Consider the following 15725-nt stretch of genomic DNA (forward strand, 5'->3'; position numbering starts at 1 on the left):
TAGGTCGCGTTTTTTTAAGCTGAACGCCTTCCTGAGCTAAGCGAGAAAAAATATGAAAAGCAAAGTGTTTAACCGCAGCCTGCTGGCGGGCGTTGTCATCAGTCTCTGCAGCGGCCTGCTGGCACCCGCTGCGCTGGCCGCCTGTGCGGGCACCGAACTCAGCGCCTGTCCCGCGCCTTTTGATGCGCAATTGCCGGACACGCACAAGATGCTCACCTGGAGCCAGAGCGACCGGGTGATCGGTTTTCGTAACGACTACCGCAACTATGCCGGGGATGTGTTTCACCACGGCGACGCCGCGCCGTTGGTGGCCTCCGCTAAACCGCTAACGGACGCCAGCTATCGGGTGAATGGCAAAACCTACAGCCTGCAGGACTACCTGCAGCGCCAGAACGTCAGCGGCATGCTGGTATTGAAAGACGGCAAAATCGCCTGGAAATATCTGGGGCAGGGCAATACCGACGCCACCCTGTGGACGTCGCGCTCGGTGGGCAAATCCGTGGTCGCCACGCTGGTGGGCGTGGCGATTAAACAGGGCAAAATCCGCTCGCTCGACGATCTCATCACGCAATACGAACCCGATCTGAAAGGCATCGCGTGGGACGGCGTGACCCTCAGGCAGCTGATCACCCACACCTCCGGCGTGGCGTGGAATGAGGATTACACCAACCCGAAATCGGACTTCGCGCAGCTGACCGAGTGTGAGGCCAGGCCCGGCGCCTATGCCTGCGTGCGCAAGCTGGTGGCCGGTTTGCAGCGTGCGCATCCGGCCGGGCAGAACTGGTCTTACTCCTCCGGCGGCGCGTGGCTGCTGGGCGACGTGCTGGAACGCGCCACCGGCATGCCGCTGGCGGCCTATCTTGAGCAAAGCATCTGGCAGCCCTACGGCATGGCGAGCGACGGCGTGTGGCATGCCTACGCCAAAGGCCAGCACGACGTGGGTGCGCACGGCTTTAACGCCACGCTGGAAGACTGGGGGCGTTTCGGTGAGTTCATTCTGCATAACGGGACGCTGCCGAACGGCAAACAGATCTTGCCGGCTGATTGGGTAGCCCAGTCGGCTAACTGGACGCGGGCGGCGGGCTCGGTATCGGCGGCGCATCCCAACGGCATTTACGGCTACCAGTGGTGGAACAACGAAGTGCCGGCCAATGCGACTAACGTTGAGCCTGCTCCGCAGACCTCCCTCAAGCATTCCCTGTGGGCGCTGGGGATCTTCGGCCAGATGATCATGGTCAATCAGGCGGAGAATCTGGTGATCGTCCAATGGTCCACCTGGCCGCAGGCGGAGCCTTCTTTCAGCGCGCAACCGCTGGAGGCGTCGCTGATGTTTAGCGCGATAGCGAAGGAATTGCGTTAACCCCGGCAACTATCGACAGAGCGGGCAGGGGCGGTTGCCATTTCGCCCCTGAGCGGCATATTACATGTTTTCGACGTCGACCTATTCATGCCGTAGGGGAGGGGAGTATCAATTCTCTATAGGTAGTGGAGGCCAGTCTCCACCGTTTTTAATTAATAACTCTTTTATCTTGTTAATTTTCTCTTTATCCTCGGCATCGCCTACCCCTCTATCTATAAAGCGCTGAAGCTGATTGCCCATAGTCCAACCAAACTTACCCTTGATTTTATTATCTGCACCTCTCTCCAACAGAAGTATAGTATGATCAAACGAACGAGAATCCAGAGAGCTTATTAATATGGTATTCCCCAATGAATCCATTGTATTTATATCCGCACCATAATCCAGCATCACCTTTAACGTTTCAGGGTTTTTCGCTTCTAAAGCTTCGAATATAATGGGTTGATTGAATACCTTATCTTTTGCGTTTGGCGGCAAACCGCCGTCGAGCATGGCCTTGATCCAAATTCCCTTGTCGGCTTTCATGACAAACTCCGCCGGGCTGCTTCCCCCTTCCGGTCTGGGCTGCAACGGGTCTGCACCCGCTTTAACCAACTCAGTAATAATCCTCAGTCTTTTTGGCGTATTTTTATCGTAGATTGCGTTTAGCACCGACCAAAACAGCAGGGTCATGTCTGCTTTCACTGGTCGATTCAGTTCTTCCTTGCTTATAGAGGGAAGCTTCTCTTTCAGTTTCACTTCATCGCCATCATAAATCAGCTGTGCGATGTCCAGCTGCCGGCCTTCAAAAAAATCCTGTGGCTCATATTCCATGTTTTTGTTGCATCCTTGCACCATGAGGACAGTAAACAGTAGCGCTATTGCCATTATCAATTTGCTCATACTCTCCCCCTGAGAATGGTGGCATCCTCGTCTCTTCAATCAGTTTTTTTGTCTATAGCGTGTTTATCGAAAGCCAGATGTAACCTGACAGATTCAGTATAAATAACCGGCAGCTGTCAGATCCGAGTTAGTGAAATTACTGCGTTTCCTTTGCTCCTTTTAAAAGCATGAGCTCGAGTATTTTCTTACACTGTTCATTGTATTCTGAGCCATCTTGGCTGTCTTTTATTTGCCGATTCACTGCTGTTAACAGCGAAAGATTGTTTATATTTACCGGGTTAGGATTCGCACCCCGATTGAGCAGTAGGGTCATGTGCTCAAAGGCTGAGCTAAAAAAAGCATCCATTAATAAGGTTTGTTGCAAGGAGTCTCTGATATTTATATCCGCGCCATAATCCAGCATCACCTTTAACGTTTCTGTGTTCTTGGCTTTGATTGTTTGGAATACAATGGGCTCATTGAATACCTTATCTTTTGCGTTTGGCGGTAAACCGCCGTCGAGCATGGCTTTGACCCAAATCCCCTTGTCGGCTTTCATGACGAATTCCGCTGGGCTGCTTCCTCCCTCCGATCTGGGCTGCAACGGGTCTGCGCCAGCTTTTACCAAGTCGGTTATTATTTTCAGCCTTTCTGGCGTGTTTTTATCATAGATTGAGTTTAGCGCCGACCAAAACAGCAGGGTCATGTCTGCCTTAACCGGTCGATTCAGTTCTTCCTTGCTGACAGAGGGAAGTTTCTCTTTCAGTTTCACTTCATCGCCATCATAAATCAGCTGTGCGATGTCCAGTTGACGGCCTTCAAAAAAATCCTGTGGTTCATATTCCATGTTTTTTTTGCATCCTTGCATCATGAGAACAGTAAACAGTAACGCCATTGCCATTATCAATTTGCTCATATTCTCCCCCTGATAGTGGCGACATCCTCGTCTTTCTGATCTTCAATCATCAGGTGAAATAATATCATCGGCGATATACAGCAGTTTCAAACTGGAAAACATAGTGTGTCTCTTCCTTTGCTTGCTGCGTCTCGGCCTGTTCAGGCGGGCGCTCGCACTCCTTGCACTCGATGGGCCCTGAGTGGGCATGTTATCGAACGGCAGTCAGCGGTAGCTAACGGCGCATAGGACACCAGATAAGGGATGATAACGGCTCAAGCCAATTTGTAAAGCCGGCCAAAGGTTAACCGGAAAGTTCTTGTTTTCCAAAGGCTGTTGCGGGTTTTTAACCCCGCCGATCAAACCGATGAACCAGCGCCAGCGCCAACGCCAGGAGCAACAGGGGCGGAGCGAGGGCGGTGAAGGGCGCGTTGAGGGCGAACAGCAACCCCAGATTGAGGACGATTTGGTAAGCGATGTAGGTCAGCAGCCCAATGATGACGCCGAGCGCTAATCGGCTGCCCATGCCGGGCGCACGTGGGGCGGTGAAGGTAAACGGGATGGCCAGCAAAATCATCGCCAGCACCAGCAGAGGCTGGCCGAGTTTTTTCCACAGCGCCAGGCGGTATTCGGTGCTGGGTTGCCCAGAGCCCTGCAGATAATCGATATAGCGATCCAGCTGTTGGAGCGAGAAACTGCCCGCCGGCAGGGTCAGCTCTTTCAGGCTCGGCACCGCGAACAGCGAGCGCCAGAGCAGGCTGTCTTGCCGCGCAATCGTCTCCTTTCTGCCTTGCCAGCTTTTCTGCATCACGTTGTGCAGCAGCCAGTTGCCGTCGGCGGCGGTGCTGGCGCTGTCGGCGTAAATGTAAGATTCCAGCGCGCGGTTGGCCTGATAACGGAAGATCTCAATGCCGTGGGGCTGGTCGTTCTCATCGACGGTCTTTACCGTCACAAACTCGTTGCCGCGCCGCGCCCACAGCGGGTTCACGGTGACGTCGTTACTGTTCGACTGCGCCAGAGCGTTGTTTTTCATCTGCAGCGCGCGTTGTTGCAGCGGCGAGGCGGCCCATTCATCGAGGGCGCCGAGCGAGAGGTTCATCAGCAGCCCGGCGGCGAGCATCACCAGCGCGATGCGGAATATCGACATCCCGGCGGAACGGATCGCCGTCAGCTCCAGGCTTTTAGACAGCTGCCCCAGCCCGACGATGCCGCCGAGCAGCGCGATAAACGGCCCCAGATCGACCAGGCTGCGCGGCAGCGTCATCACGGTCACCAGCAGCGCCTGCTGCCAGCGGTAGCCGCCCGGAGTGACGTCCTCCAGCTCGTTGATCAGCGTAAAGGTGGTGAACAGCGGGATGAGCAGCCCGGCCGCGGCGGCGAAGCCGATGAACACGTTGCGGATCAGGTAACGGCTAAAAATAGTCATCGGGAGGGTTTCCGCAGCAGGGATAAGTCGCGCGCCAGCAGCAGGGCGATGCCGACAGCCATCGCCAGCGGCACCAGCCAAACGCCGGGGATCGTCGGCAGAGAGCCGTTGGCCACCAGCGTGCGGCAAATGTTGCCGCCATAGAAAATCACGGTAAACAGCACCGTCAGGGGCAGCAGCGCGGCGTAGCGCCCCTGCCGCGGCTTGATGCGGCTAAAGGGGATCGCCAGCAGCACCATCAGCACGGTGGTCAGCCCACGGCTCTCGCGCCATTGCAGTTCGGCGGCGTCGCCCGGATCGGCGGAGCGCGCCAGTTCCGCCGGCGAGGCCGACTTGTGCCGGCTCTCGGCGCTGGGCACGAACGGTTTGAGCGCGATGTCAAAGTTGTCGTAATTCTGGCCGTTGTCGTCGGCGCCCTGGCGATCCAGCACATAGGCGGTGCCGGTTTTCAGCCGCACGGCGGGGCTGGCGGGAGAGGCGTCGAGCACTTCCACCGACTGCGCGCGGTACAGGTTGGTGTGATGGCCGCCGCGCACATAAATCAGGGCGTCCGTCAGGTGGTTGGCCGTTTTGTCGACGTGATTGGCGAGGATCATGCGGCCGTTGCCGCTGACGTTGAATTTGTCGGCCTGCAGGTGGCTCACGTCCAGCACCGATTGCGACTGTTGCTGCAGCTGATAAATATTGGCGTACGCCCAGGGCCTGCCATACAGCGACAGCAGCGTGACCGCGATCGCCAGCGGCACGGCGAGCAGCAGCACCGCCTTGTACAGCCGCAGCGGGCTGGCGCCGGCGGCCAGCATGGCGGTGATCTCCGCATCGCTGTACATCTGGCTCAGCGCGACCGCTACCGAAACATACAGCGCGACGGGCAATATCATCTCCAGCGCGATCAGCGATTTATAGAAAACCACGTCGGCCACCACCCGCAGCGCCAGCGTGCCGTTGGCGGCGTCGGTCAGGTAGCGCTGGGCGGAGTAGCTGGCGAACATGAAGATCAGAAACCCGGCGATCATCATCACCAGACGGCGGATCTCAACCGTGATATAGCGTTCAATCAAAGACATGCGTTATCAGTTCCCGGCGGCGTGCGCTTCATGGCGTCTCCTGCGCGATCAGCGCGCGCAGCAGGGCGATCACCTGGTCAACTTCCTGCGGGGTGAGTGCGCCGTCCTTCGCCCACTGCACGCGCCCGGCCTTGTCCAGCACTACGATGGTGGAGCTTTCCTCCGGCAGCCGCCAGGCCATGCGCCCCAGCCCGTCGCTGTCGACGATGAATTGCGCCCAGGGATAATGCCGCTTGTTTTTCTCGATCTTGCCGCGCACGAAGAAGCCGGAGCCCGGAATCGCATCGTCGGTGTTGACGATGGTGGTCGGCTGGAAGCGATCGCCCGGCAGGTTCGCGTCCTTAACGGCGTTGATCAGCAACGAGTTCTTCTTTTTGGCGGAGGTGCGCCCGGCGATGTACTGGATCACCCGCACCTTGCCCGCCAGTTTTGCGCTGTTCCACGGCCGGTAGCTGAAATCGCCGTTGCGCAGCAGCAGCTCGCCGCGATCGGCGATGGCGATCGGCGCCACCGGCCGGCCATGCACGAAGTTATGCGCGGATGCCGCCAGCGGCGTCAGCAGCAGGGCGAGGGCCAGCAAGCGAGGTAACGTCATCATGGCTACGGGCAATGCGCTTATCTGCCCGCCGCGATGGCCGGCTGGGAAAACGACAGGGGAAAGCGCGCCAGCAGCAGCTCCAGGCGCTGGCGGATGTCGATATCCAGGATCGCCGGCCGATCATAGATATCGCCGCCGGCCAGCTTGTCCGCCACCATCACGTCATGCCGGTCACCCATCAGGCCGTTAATCGCCGCCAGGAAGCGCGAGATCTGCCGGGCCTCGCGGTTGTCGGGATCGATCGATCTCAGCGTGTCGTAGAACGAGACCTGGCGGCTGACGATTTTGCGCACGTCATGGAACTGATGCCCGGTCAGCGCCGGGCCGGCGATCAGCGTTTGCAGCTGGCGCATTTGCTCCTGACGGTAGGTGATAAAGCCCTGTGCGCTTTCCAGCCGGGTGTGGCGCAGCGCATAGCGCACGTAAGACCACACCGGCTTGCTGAGCAGCAGCCGCAGCAGGTTGCCGTACAGCGTCAGGTTCTTCTGGTTGCCGTTGCGAAACGCGTCCTGAAAATGGCCGAGCACCACGGTGGTGGTGTGGAACAGGCGGTTGGCGCGGTGGGGGGCGCCGTACAGCTGCTGGGCGAAGCGCAGGTGCTTATAGCGGGCGCGGATATATTTGTAGCGCATGCGGGTCGCCGCCGCCAACTGCGGGTCTTGCAGGAAACCGTTCACCAATTGCAGCAGCTCGCGGCGGGAAAAGCCGTCTTCCCAAAACTGCAGGCACAGCGCGTAGTTGTCCCGAATGCTCTCGGGGGAGCATTCCAGATCGATCTGCTGCGGCAGGCTGATATTCGCCTCAACCAGGTCGTCCTCTTCCACCGCGACAAACAGCGCCTGGGTGGTTTCGGCGGAGAACTTTTTCCAATTATTGCTAGCGGTCATTGATTACTCTCTTTGGGCACATTCAGCCCCAACATAAAGCGATTGCGGTAGGCGCCGATCGTCGGTATCAGGGATAACAGAACGTCTAAACATTGCCCAAGTAAATAAGCGAAGGCGGCGCCCTGCACGCCGAAGGCATACGCCATCGACACCAGCAGCGCAATGTAGGCCGCCGAGGCCGTCGCCTGCGCGATCAGGAAAGCGCGCTGCTTGCCCGCCATAAACAGTAAGGATTCCTGCGGGAAGCCCATCATGGAGACGATGATCGCGCCCAGCATGATTTGAATCAGGTCATAGGCTTCCAGGTATTGCTGCCCGAAGACCGCGGAAATAAGCGGCTTGCCCACCAGCAACATCAACACCGCGACGGCCAGGCCGATGCCGCCGGCCAGCAGCGAGGAGCGCAGGCCGAGCAGCCACGGGGTCTTGGTGCGCGGATCCAGGCGCATGATCTCGGGATAGAAGCTTTTCTCCAGCAGCTTGGCCGGGGTGCCCGTCGCATCGAAGAAGGTCATGGCGATCTTGAACAGCCCGGCGGCGGCCGGCCCGAGCACCACGCCCACCAGCACGGTGGTGCAGGAGTTGCGCGCGGCCCAGATGGTATGGGCGATGTTGGTGGTCCAGACGAAGTTCCAGGCGCCCTCGATGCGGCGCGCGACGTTGAACAGGCGCGGCCTCAGCGCGCCGTGGATATCGCGGCGGCGCAGTTCGCGCGCAGTGAACCACCAAAACAGCGTGCCGCCGATCAGGTTCGAGGCGTACCAGGTGACGATAAAGCCGGGGAACCCCAGATCGAAATAATAGGAGATGACGCTGCCCACCGCCTGCAGAAACGGCTTGATCGCCTGCTGGATGGCGATGAGATCGAAGCGGTTGAAGGCGCGCAGCACGCCGGTCGGCGTGGACGAGGTCATCGATGGGATCAGGGTGCAGTACAGCATGGCGAGCCAGAAGCTTTCGCTGTCCAGCCCCAGGGCGTGAGACAAGAACGGCAGCATGATCATGCCGCCCAGCACGGCGATGACGCCGCTGGCGATATCCAGGCCGAAGGAGAAGGCGACGACGTCGCGGAAGCGCCCGGTATTTTGATGCTCCAGCGCCGGAGTGCCGAATTGCACCACAAACTGCCAGGTCTGGAATTTGATGAAATCGCTGACCGCTTTGGTATAGGCCTGGATCACCACCAGCACGCCGAACATTTCAGGCGACATGCCTTTACCGGCGCAGGAGAGCGCCAGCAGGCCGAGCAGCGCGCTGGCGACGCTGCCGGAGCCCAGGTAGGCGGCATTACGTAAAATGGAACGAAACGCGCCGTCGGAAAACCACCGTTTCATAGCCCAAACCAGCCGTTATCGTTGTTTTGCTGCATTTTGTGTTCCGCAGTCATGCGCTTGCCCTGTATTCGTTTAATAAACCTGAGTTTCTTTACCGGCGTTCTCGCCGGGTTGCCCGAGATCGCTCTGCGGGCGCTTCGCGGGGTTCACCACGGCGGAAATGGCGTTGAGCGCATTGCTCAGCACCTCGTCGTAAGGGGCTCTGGCGTCCAGTTCGATGATGCGCGAGCCGTTGTATTGCAGGCGCACCATGGCGGCGATCTTGTCTTTCAGCTCTTCGTAACTGTGATCGGGCTTGCGGGAAAAGGCCGTATCGACGTCGATATCAAGACGAATGATCAGCGCCGGCCGATAGACGGCCATGCGTTGATATAAACGGCGTTCGCGCGCCGCCAGGCGGCTCAATAGCCACCCTTTTGCGCGCTCCACGCCGATGCCGGGCCCATCGTAGTAAAAGCCTGAGATTTCCGCCTGCGGGTAGCGATCGCTGATCACCAGAACGCCGCTCTGCGCCAGCCGCCGCACCTTGCGCAGGTTGGATGCGCGCCACAGCGAAAAACCGTACATGATCAGCGCCGCCCACAGCGCCGGCGGCCTGTTGCTCATGCGCTGGGTTTTGTCGGATTTCGCCGCCAGGCGCCGTTCCAGCCACACGCCGATGAACGGCAACTTTTTGATTTTGTCGCCGTCTTCGCCGGAGATCAGCCCCAAATAGCGCCGCTCCGTGGGGCGATGTTGCTGCAGGTTTTTCACCAGGTCGGCGGTCAGCGTGGACTTGCCCGTGCCGTCGCTGCCCACCACGGCAATCAGCCCGGTGATGCAGACGGGAGAGGTATCCTGTTCGGCGGTGAGTTTATTTTTTTTCATCTGTTTCGGTACGAAAAGGTTATTTGTCGGCTAGGCATTGGCGGCCCTCAGCGATATTTTAACGGCGCGCAGCGATGCGTCGAAAATACGGTCGGCGGGTTCGCGGCCGTCTAAATCCAATATGTTAGCGCCGTTAAACGTCAGGTGCGGGATGACGGCGATCTTTTCACGCAACGCCGCCAGCGAGTGATCGGGTTTGCGTGAATAGGCCGTTTGTTCGTCAATATCCAGCCGAATTAATAATAAGGGCTGATAAGACGCCATCCATTGGTACAGGTTTTGTTCGCGCTTTCTCAACCAGCGGATCCAGCGATTGCCGCCAGCGGTTTTCGCCAACTGCGGGCCATCGAAACGAAACCCCGCCACTTCGGCCTGCGGATAACGATCGGTGATCAGTAATGCGCCGCTGCGGCTTTTCTTCAGCATGCGACGGAATTTATAAACGCGCCAATAGGAGAGTAAAAATATCACCAGCGCCGTGGCATTATCCGGCGGTGTGGAAGGGCGCTCATGCACGCGTTCCGATTTCTTCAGCAAATAACGCCCGAAGGGCGCGCCAATAATGGGCAGCGAACTGATCCATTCGCCGATGCGCCCGGAAGACTGGCCGAGATACAGCAGTTCGGCAGGTTCTTGTGCCGATAACGCGTTGACCAGGCTGGCGGCTAATGTGGATTTTCCCGAGCCGTCACAGCCGGTTATCGCTATTACGCGCACGGGCGAGCGATCAGATGAAGGTCTTATCTGCTGACTCACAATAATTGATCCAATGCGAAAAAAACTATTGTATTCCAATACGCCTTGGGTTCAAGATATTTATTGTGCTTTGCTGCGATAAAATAATGAGATCGGTATTCTTTTTCGTTATTTGAATTGATATTCATGGCGTTTGTTCTTGTTATTTTGTGCTAATTGTTCGTGCGTGGGCCGGTTTCGCTTTTTATGTTAATTCTCGGCATGGCTCACGACGAAAAAAGAGCAGAGGTTTTCAATTTTCGCTTAATCTTTTGTGCTTTTTGGCGCTGCGTATGGCAAATTTTTTTTCACGCAGCCACCGCGGCAATGATAAGCGATCGTTCGCTTCAAATATGGCACGCCGTTTCTGGTGTATTGAAAGAGAGTCTTATTATGAGTGCAAAATTTCCGCCGCTGATTGCGGTTATCGGCAGCGACGGATCGGGTAAGTCCACCGTTTGTGAACATCTGATCGAGTATGTGAAACATTATGGCCCGGCGGTGCAGGTGCATCTGGGCAAACAGGCGGGCAACGTCGGGCGCGCGGCGGCGAAATTGCCGCTGCTCGGGCGCTCGGTGGGCAAGGCTATCGAGAGCAATACCAAAAAAGTCAAAACGAAAAAATCCCGCATCGGCCTGTTGCCGTCGGCGGTGATCATCGCTTTCGTGGGGCGGCGGCTGCTGCGTTTTCGCCGCATGCTGGCGTATCGCCGGCAAGGGTTCATCGTGTTGACCGACCGTTTTCCGCAGGCGCAGATCCCTGGCGCTTACGACGGCACGGTTTTTCCCGTCGACGTTGAAGGCAGCCGTTTCGTCCGTTGGCTGGCGGCGCGTGAACGGGCGGCGTTTCAATGGATGGCGGGGCAAAAACCGGATCTGGTGCTCAAGCTGAATGTCAGTCTGGACGTGGCCTGCGCGCGCAAACCCGATCACCGCAAAGCGGCGCTGGAGAAGAAGATCGCCGTCACGCCGCTATTGACGTTCGAAGGCGCCGACATCGTGGATCTCGATGCCGATCGGCCGATCGAGGAGGTGCTTTCGGCGGCGGAAAAAGCCATCGCGGAATTTATGGCGGCGCAGGGGTATCGCTATTCGGCTGATGGGGTATCAACGGCTGCGCACTGAGGTGCGCATCGGTTCGGCAGGGCGGCGTGGCCATTTTCGGCACCGCCGCCGCGGCCGAGAAGGAAAGGCTTTATTTTTTCAGCGCCGCAAAGGCGCGCACGATGGTGTCGATTTCTTCATCGCTGTGCGCGGCATTGACGCTGCAGCGCAGCAGGGTCACGCCCGCCGGCGCGGCCGGTGGCAGCACCAGGTTCACATAGACGCCGTGGGCGATCAGCTCGCGCCAGAAACGCAACCCTTCTTCCTTTGAACCGATCATCACCGGCACCACCGGGCTGATGCGCGGCCCCAGGGTATAACCCAGCTCGGCGAGGCCGTGGTACAGGCGGTGCGCATTGCTCCACAGTTTTTCCCGCAGCTCGGGATGGCGGGCGATTTTTTGCAGCGCCGTGCGCACCGAAGCGATGCTGGACGGCGACGGCGAAGCGGTAAAGATATACGGCCGGCTGCTGTAGCGCAGCACGTCCATCCCCTTGCCGCCGACGGCGAAGCCGCCGATCGAAGCCAGGCTTTTGCTGAAGGTGCCCAGGATGATATCCACGTCTTGCTCGACGCCCAGCGCTTCGGCCAGGCCGCGGCCGTGCTCGCCCATTACGCCGAAGGAGTGCGCTTCGTCGACCAGCAGATACCCGCCCAATCGCCGTTTGATGTCGACGATTTCCACCAGCGGGGCGACGTCGCCCAGCATGCTGTAGATGCCTTCCACGATAATGATCGCCTCGCGGGCGCGTTCGCCCAGGCGCACCATGCGGCGCTCCAGATCGGCGGCGTCATTGTGGCGGAAGCGAATAATTTCCGCGCCGCCGAGGGCGCAGGCGTCGTAAATGCTCGCGTGGCTGTCCGCGTCGATCAGCACTACGGCACCCGGCCCCGCCAGCGTGCTGATGACGCCCAGGTTGGCGGTATAGCCGGTGGAGAACACGATGGCGCTCGGGCGATCGAAGAATTCCGCCAGCTCCCGTTCCAGCGTCAGGTGCGATCCGTAACTGCCGTTCGCCATGCGCGAGCCGGTGGTGCCGGTGCCGAGCGCGGCCAGAGCCGCCTGGCCGGCGGCGATCGCCTGCGCATCGAACGTCAGGCCAAGGTAATTATTGGTGCCGGCGAGGACAATCTTTTGATCGCCGATGCGCCCCTGGGTGGCGGAATACACTTCGTCGATACAGGTGCCGAACGGATTCAGACCGGACGTTTGAAATTGTTCACGGTCATTGGCGAGCCGCGCAAACTTATCATACAGTCCCATGGTGTTTCTCCAGATAAGGGCGCAGCGCGTCAAGCAGTTGCTCAGGCGTTCTGACATCAAGCAATATATTGATAGGAATGGAGATATCTAATTCATCTTCCAGCATCATCAGCAGATCCAAGACTCTGATGGATTCCAGGCCAAGATCATTGACGAGATCGCTATCAGGTTTTATTTCCACTCCGCCTTCGACGATACCTTGCAAACACGTCAGGATATAATCCATTACAGCATCGCGATTTAGCATAAGAACGTTGACACACCTCTACTTGGAATAATTAAAACAGCCCTTCACGCAACGCGCGTTCCAAACTCACCTGTGGAAACCAATTAATCTGTTGCGACAGCGCCTGATTACTGGCGGACCAGTCGCGATGCGTTAATTCGCGTATTTTGCTGCGCGTCAGCATCGGCTCTTTTTTTACCAGGCGGTTCCACACCACGCTGATATCCGCCAGGGCTTTCAGCAGCGGCAGCGGAATGCCCACCAGACGCACCGGCCCGTGACGCACGGCGGCGCCGATGTCCCGCAGGCGCAGCCAGTTATAGCCTTCGGCTACGCCGTCGCACAGTTCGTAAATATTCGGCTGCGCGGGTTCGGTTTGCACCCATTGGCTGACCGCCTTTGCCAAATCGCTCACGTGCAGAAAAGAGAGCCTGGCGTCAGGCGCGCCCAGCCGGGGCAGCACGCCGCGCAGCAGGCCGTTGAACAGCGGTTTCAGCTCTTTATCGCCGGGCCCGTAAACCGCCGTCGGGCGGAAAATCCCCAGCGCGATATCGCCCGTGGCGGCGATGAGTTGCTGCTCGGCGGCCTGTTTTGAATGGGCGTACCAGGACAGCGCCGGATGGCGGGCCGCCAGCGACGACATGAACAAGAAGCGATTGCAGCGGCCGTTCTGTTTGGCAGCCTGCATCAAATTCAGGCTGCCGGTGACGTTGCAGCGGGTGAACACCGCTTCCGCATGCCCGCGCACCTGGCCCGCACAATGCACGACGCACTCCGCGCCGCGCACCAGTTCGGTGAGCGAGGGCCGATCTTCCAGCGCGCCGGGGATCCACTGCAGGTTGTCTGCGGCGGCTTTTCCGGTTTGCCGCGTCAGGGCGCGCACGCTAAACCCTTGCGCCAGCAGTTCCTGGACGATATGCCGGCCGATAAAGCCGGTCGCGCCCGTCACTGCCACGGTGCCGCTCATTGCGCGAAACCGGCCAGCTGCGGCATTTGCGGGTAGAGCGAAGCGCTCAGCCAGCGTTTCTTGGCCTCCGCGCGTGCGGGTTTACCCGACGACGTGCGGGGAATGCTGTGCGGCGGCAGCAGCTCGATGTCCACCGCGATGCCGAACTCGCTTTGAATGCGCGCGCTCAGCGAATGCACGATTTGTTCACGGCGTTCTTCCGAACTGACTCGACACTGGATCTGCAAAATGATCCTGGCCGCTTCGTCGTGTTCTTCGGTCACGAAGGCAATCGCATCGCCGGAACGGATTTCCGGTTCGGATTCCGCGACGTACTCAATATCCTGCGGCCAGATATTGCGGCCGCGAATAATGATCAAATCCTTCTTGCGGCCGGTGACGTACAGATAGCCGTCCAGCAGATAGCCGAGATCGCCGGTGTCCATCCAGCCGGTCACCTGGATCTGCTGCTGGGACTCATCGTCGCAGAAATAGCCGTTCATCAGGCTGGGGCCGGAAATCGTGATATGGCCGACCTGACGTTCCGGCAGCGGTTGCCCGGTTTCGCTGCGGATCTCGATGCGGTGGCCGGGCAGCGCACGGCCGCAGTTGACGAAGGTCGAGACGGCGCGGGTTTTCTTGCCCGGCGCGACCGCTTTACCCTCGTATTCCAAAATATCGCGGTCGACTTCGTTGGTTTGCGGGCCGGAGCAAGGGTCGGAAAAACTCACCGCCAGGGTGTTCTCGGCCAGGCCATAGCACGGCATGAAGGCTTTGCTGTCGAAGTTGATGCTGCTGAAGTGTTCGCCAAACTGGGCGAGCAGCTCGGCCGGGATCGGCTCGGCGCCCACGCCCGCAACCCGCCAGCTGGAAAGATCCAGATCGGCCAGCTCTTTGGCGTTGCTGCGGCGCAGACACAGATCGTAGCCGAACGGCGGGGCGACGGACACCGTGCCGCGATTCTTGGCGATCAGTTTCAGCCACTGCATCGGGCGCATGGCGAAATCTTGCGTGCGCAGGTAGTCGACGGACAGCTGGGTCGCCACCGGCGTAAGCAGGAAACCGACCAGGCCCATATCGTGATAGAAAGGCAGCCACGAAACGCAGCGGTCGCCGGCGCGCAACTTGATCCCGTCGCGACTGATCGCGTTCAGGTTCGCCATGGCCGCCCGCTGGGTAATGATCACGCCGCGCGGAAAGCGGGTGCTGCCCGAGGTGTATTGGAGATAGGCGATATCGTCGGGCGAAGGCGCCGGCAACGCGATCTCCGGCTCTGGCAAGGCGTTAAAGTCCGCGTCGCTGAGGATGTGCATCGCCGACGTGTTTTCCGTGGCCGACGCGATGAGCGGTGTCCACTCTTCGCTGCTGATGATCGCCGCGGGGTTGCAGCTGGCGATCAGCCCTTTCAGTTTGGCGGTGTAGGAGTCGCGCTGGCCAACGCCCATCGGGATTGCCAACGGCACCGCCACCAGGCCGGCATATTGGCAAGCGAAAAAGGCTTCGACGAAGCCCGGGCTGGTTTCGGCGATAAGCGCCACGCGATCGCCTTTCTTGAGCTTCAGGGACAATAAACGCCGCGCGCCCGCGATCGCTTTTTGCTGCAGCGTGCGATAGTCGAGAACGGTCACGAGTTGATTGCGACGGTCGTAAAAATTCATTCCCGTATTACCGAGTGCCGCGTAATCCAACGCGTCCACTAACGTGGGGAAGTCCGCATAGCGCATGGGAAGAGAATGAACGGAACTTGTTTCAGACATAGACAAACTTAGCCATAGATTAAAAATCACCAAAAGAGAGAAATCACTCTTGGCGAGGTAATTGATGTTTTACTATGAATAGGTTTTGAATAAGTTTGTTATTCAACCATCTTCATTCCGCGAACAGCGTATATTGCCGTGCTCGAGCGGCATGCCGGTTATTAACCGGGCAGAGCGTAAGTAGCCCGAGTCATCAGCCTTGAGCGGCACCCTGGCGAGATATGAGAGACTATTGTAATATCCGGACTTCGCCGTTCTTTAGTCTGCATCTGTCGGGCAGGAAATAACTGTCGGCTCATAGGTTATGACCTCATGCATGGCTATCTTGGAACTTAAACACTTCCTAAACAGTATGCCGCAAGAAATTCAAAAGTGAACGATTCATTTAAGGCTAATCT

The 15725-nt window shown here is 58.5% G+C and carries 15 protein-coding genes; 2 read left to right on the forward strand and 13 right to left on the reverse strand.

What is annotated here, in order from left to right:
- Window positions 1-52: 52 nt before the first annotated feature.
- The gene (locus tag ACMGGK_RS07400) at window positions 53-1360 is read left to right on the forward strand and encodes a serine hydrolase domain-containing protein (protein WP_420276800.1); all 1308 of its coding nucleotides are present in this window, start codon (window positions 53-55) and stop codon (window positions 1358-1360) included.
- Window positions 1361-1468: 108 nt separating this feature from the next.
- Here the strand turns inward: ACMGGK_RS07400 and ACMGGK_RS07405 are convergent, their stop codons facing one another.
- The 9 genes from ACMGGK_RS07405 to ACMGGK_RS07445 all read right to left on the reverse strand — a co-directional run bounded on the left by ACMGGK_RS07405 (window position 1469) and on the right by ACMGGK_RS07445 (window position 10051).
- On the reverse strand, window positions 1469-2242 hold the full coding sequence (locus ACMGGK_RS07405; protein ID WP_420276801.1) for an ankyrin repeat domain-containing protein: 774 nt from the start codon (window positions 2240-2242) through the stop codon (window positions 1469-1471).
- Window positions 2243-2378: 136 nt separating this feature from the next.
- Window positions 2379-3137 (reverse strand): ankyrin repeat domain-containing protein, encoded by a 759-nt coding sequence (locus ACMGGK_RS07410; protein ID WP_420276802.1) that lies wholly within the window; start codon window positions 3135-3137, stop codon window positions 2379-2381.
- 325 nt (window positions 3138-3462) lie between these two features.
- Window positions 3463-4542: an LPS export ABC transporter permease LptG gene (gene lptG, locus ACMGGK_RS07415; RefSeq protein WP_049298864.1), complete on the reverse strand. Its 1080-nt coding sequence runs from the start codon at window positions 4540-4542 to the stop codon at window positions 3463-3465.
- Entirely contained in the window at window positions 4539-5609 is a 1071-nt protein-coding gene (lptF, locus tag ACMGGK_RS07420) for an LPS export ABC transporter permease LptF (RefSeq protein ID WP_016927022.1), read from the reverse strand. Before lptF ends, lptG begins: the two co-directional genes overlap by 4 nt.
- A gap of 28 nt (window positions 5610-5637) precedes the next feature.
- Window positions 5638-6204 (reverse strand): YtfJ family protein, encoded by a 567-nt coding sequence (locus ACMGGK_RS07425; protein WP_028127727.1) that lies wholly within the window; start codon window positions 6202-6204, stop codon window positions 5638-5640.
- A gap of 20 nt (window positions 6205-6224) precedes the next feature.
- Window positions 6225-7094, reverse strand: a complete 870-nt coding sequence (locus ACMGGK_RS07430; protein ID WP_016927024.1) for a hypothetical protein — start codon at window positions 7092-7094, stop codon at window positions 6225-6227.
- Complete coding sequence (locus ACMGGK_RS07435; protein WP_004935553.1) at window positions 7091-8428, reverse strand: lipopolysaccharide biosynthesis protein; 1338 nt, start codon at window positions 8426-8428, stop codon at window positions 7091-7093. The genes ACMGGK_RS07430 and ACMGGK_RS07435 overlap by 4 nt, the downstream gene beginning before the upstream one ends.
- 72 nt (window positions 8429-8500) lie before the next feature.
- On the reverse strand, window positions 8501-9295 hold the full coding sequence (locus ACMGGK_RS07440) for a hypothetical protein (RefSeq protein ID WP_048794863.1): 795 nt from the start codon (window positions 9293-9295) through the stop codon (window positions 8501-8503).
- A 30-nt stretch (window positions 9296-9325) separates the two neighbouring features.
- A complete protein-coding gene (locus ACMGGK_RS07445) occupies window positions 9326-10051 on the reverse strand; it encodes a lipoprotein (RefSeq protein ID WP_033632594.1) in 726 nt (241 codons plus the stop codon).
- Between the two features lie 372 nt (window positions 10052-10423).
- Between ACMGGK_RS07445 and ACMGGK_RS07450 the strand changes: the two genes are divergently transcribed.
- Window positions 10424-11155 carry an ATP-binding protein gene (locus ACMGGK_RS07450; protein WP_015378484.1) on the forward strand — a complete coding sequence of 244 codons (732 nt, stop codon included), beginning with the start codon at window positions 10424-10426 and terminating at the stop codon, window positions 11153-11155.
- 70 nt (window positions 11156-11225) lie between these two features.
- On the opposite strand, the gene spt is transcribed toward ACMGGK_RS07450, so the two are convergent.
- Genes spt through ACMGGK_RS07470 form a run of 4 tightly spaced genes read right to left on the reverse strand, consistent with a single transcriptional unit; the run spans window position 11226 to window position 15327 of the window.
- Window positions 11226-12398 carry a serine palmitoyltransferase gene (spt, locus tag ACMGGK_RS07455; RefSeq protein ID WP_004935542.1) on the reverse strand — a complete coding sequence of 391 codons (1173 nt, stop codon included), beginning with the start codon at window positions 12396-12398 and terminating at the stop codon, window positions 11226-11228.
- On the reverse strand, window positions 12385-12645 hold the full coding sequence (locus ACMGGK_RS07460) for an acyl carrier protein (protein ID WP_004935539.1): 261 nt from the start codon (window positions 12643-12645) through the stop codon (window positions 12385-12387). Before ACMGGK_RS07460 ends, spt begins: the two co-directional genes overlap by 14 nt.
- Window positions 12646-12676: 31 nt before the next feature.
- Window positions 12677-13591, reverse strand: coding sequence for an NAD-dependent epimerase/dehydratase family protein (locus ACMGGK_RS07465; protein ID WP_420276803.1), 915 nt, complete (start codon window positions 13589-13591; stop codon window positions 12677-12679).
- Window positions 13588-15327, reverse strand: coding sequence for a fatty acyl-AMP ligase (locus tag ACMGGK_RS07470; protein ID WP_033645743.1), 1740 nt, complete (start codon window positions 15325-15327; stop codon window positions 13588-13590). The genes ACMGGK_RS07465 and ACMGGK_RS07470 overlap by 4 nt, the downstream gene beginning before the upstream one ends.
- Window positions 15328-15725: the final 398 nt, after the last annotated feature.

Source organism: Serratia sp. BNK-33-b, from assembly GCF_048684565.1.
GTDB lineage: Bacteria > Pseudomonadota > Gammaproteobacteria > Enterobacterales > Enterobacteriaceae > Serratia > Serratia marcescens.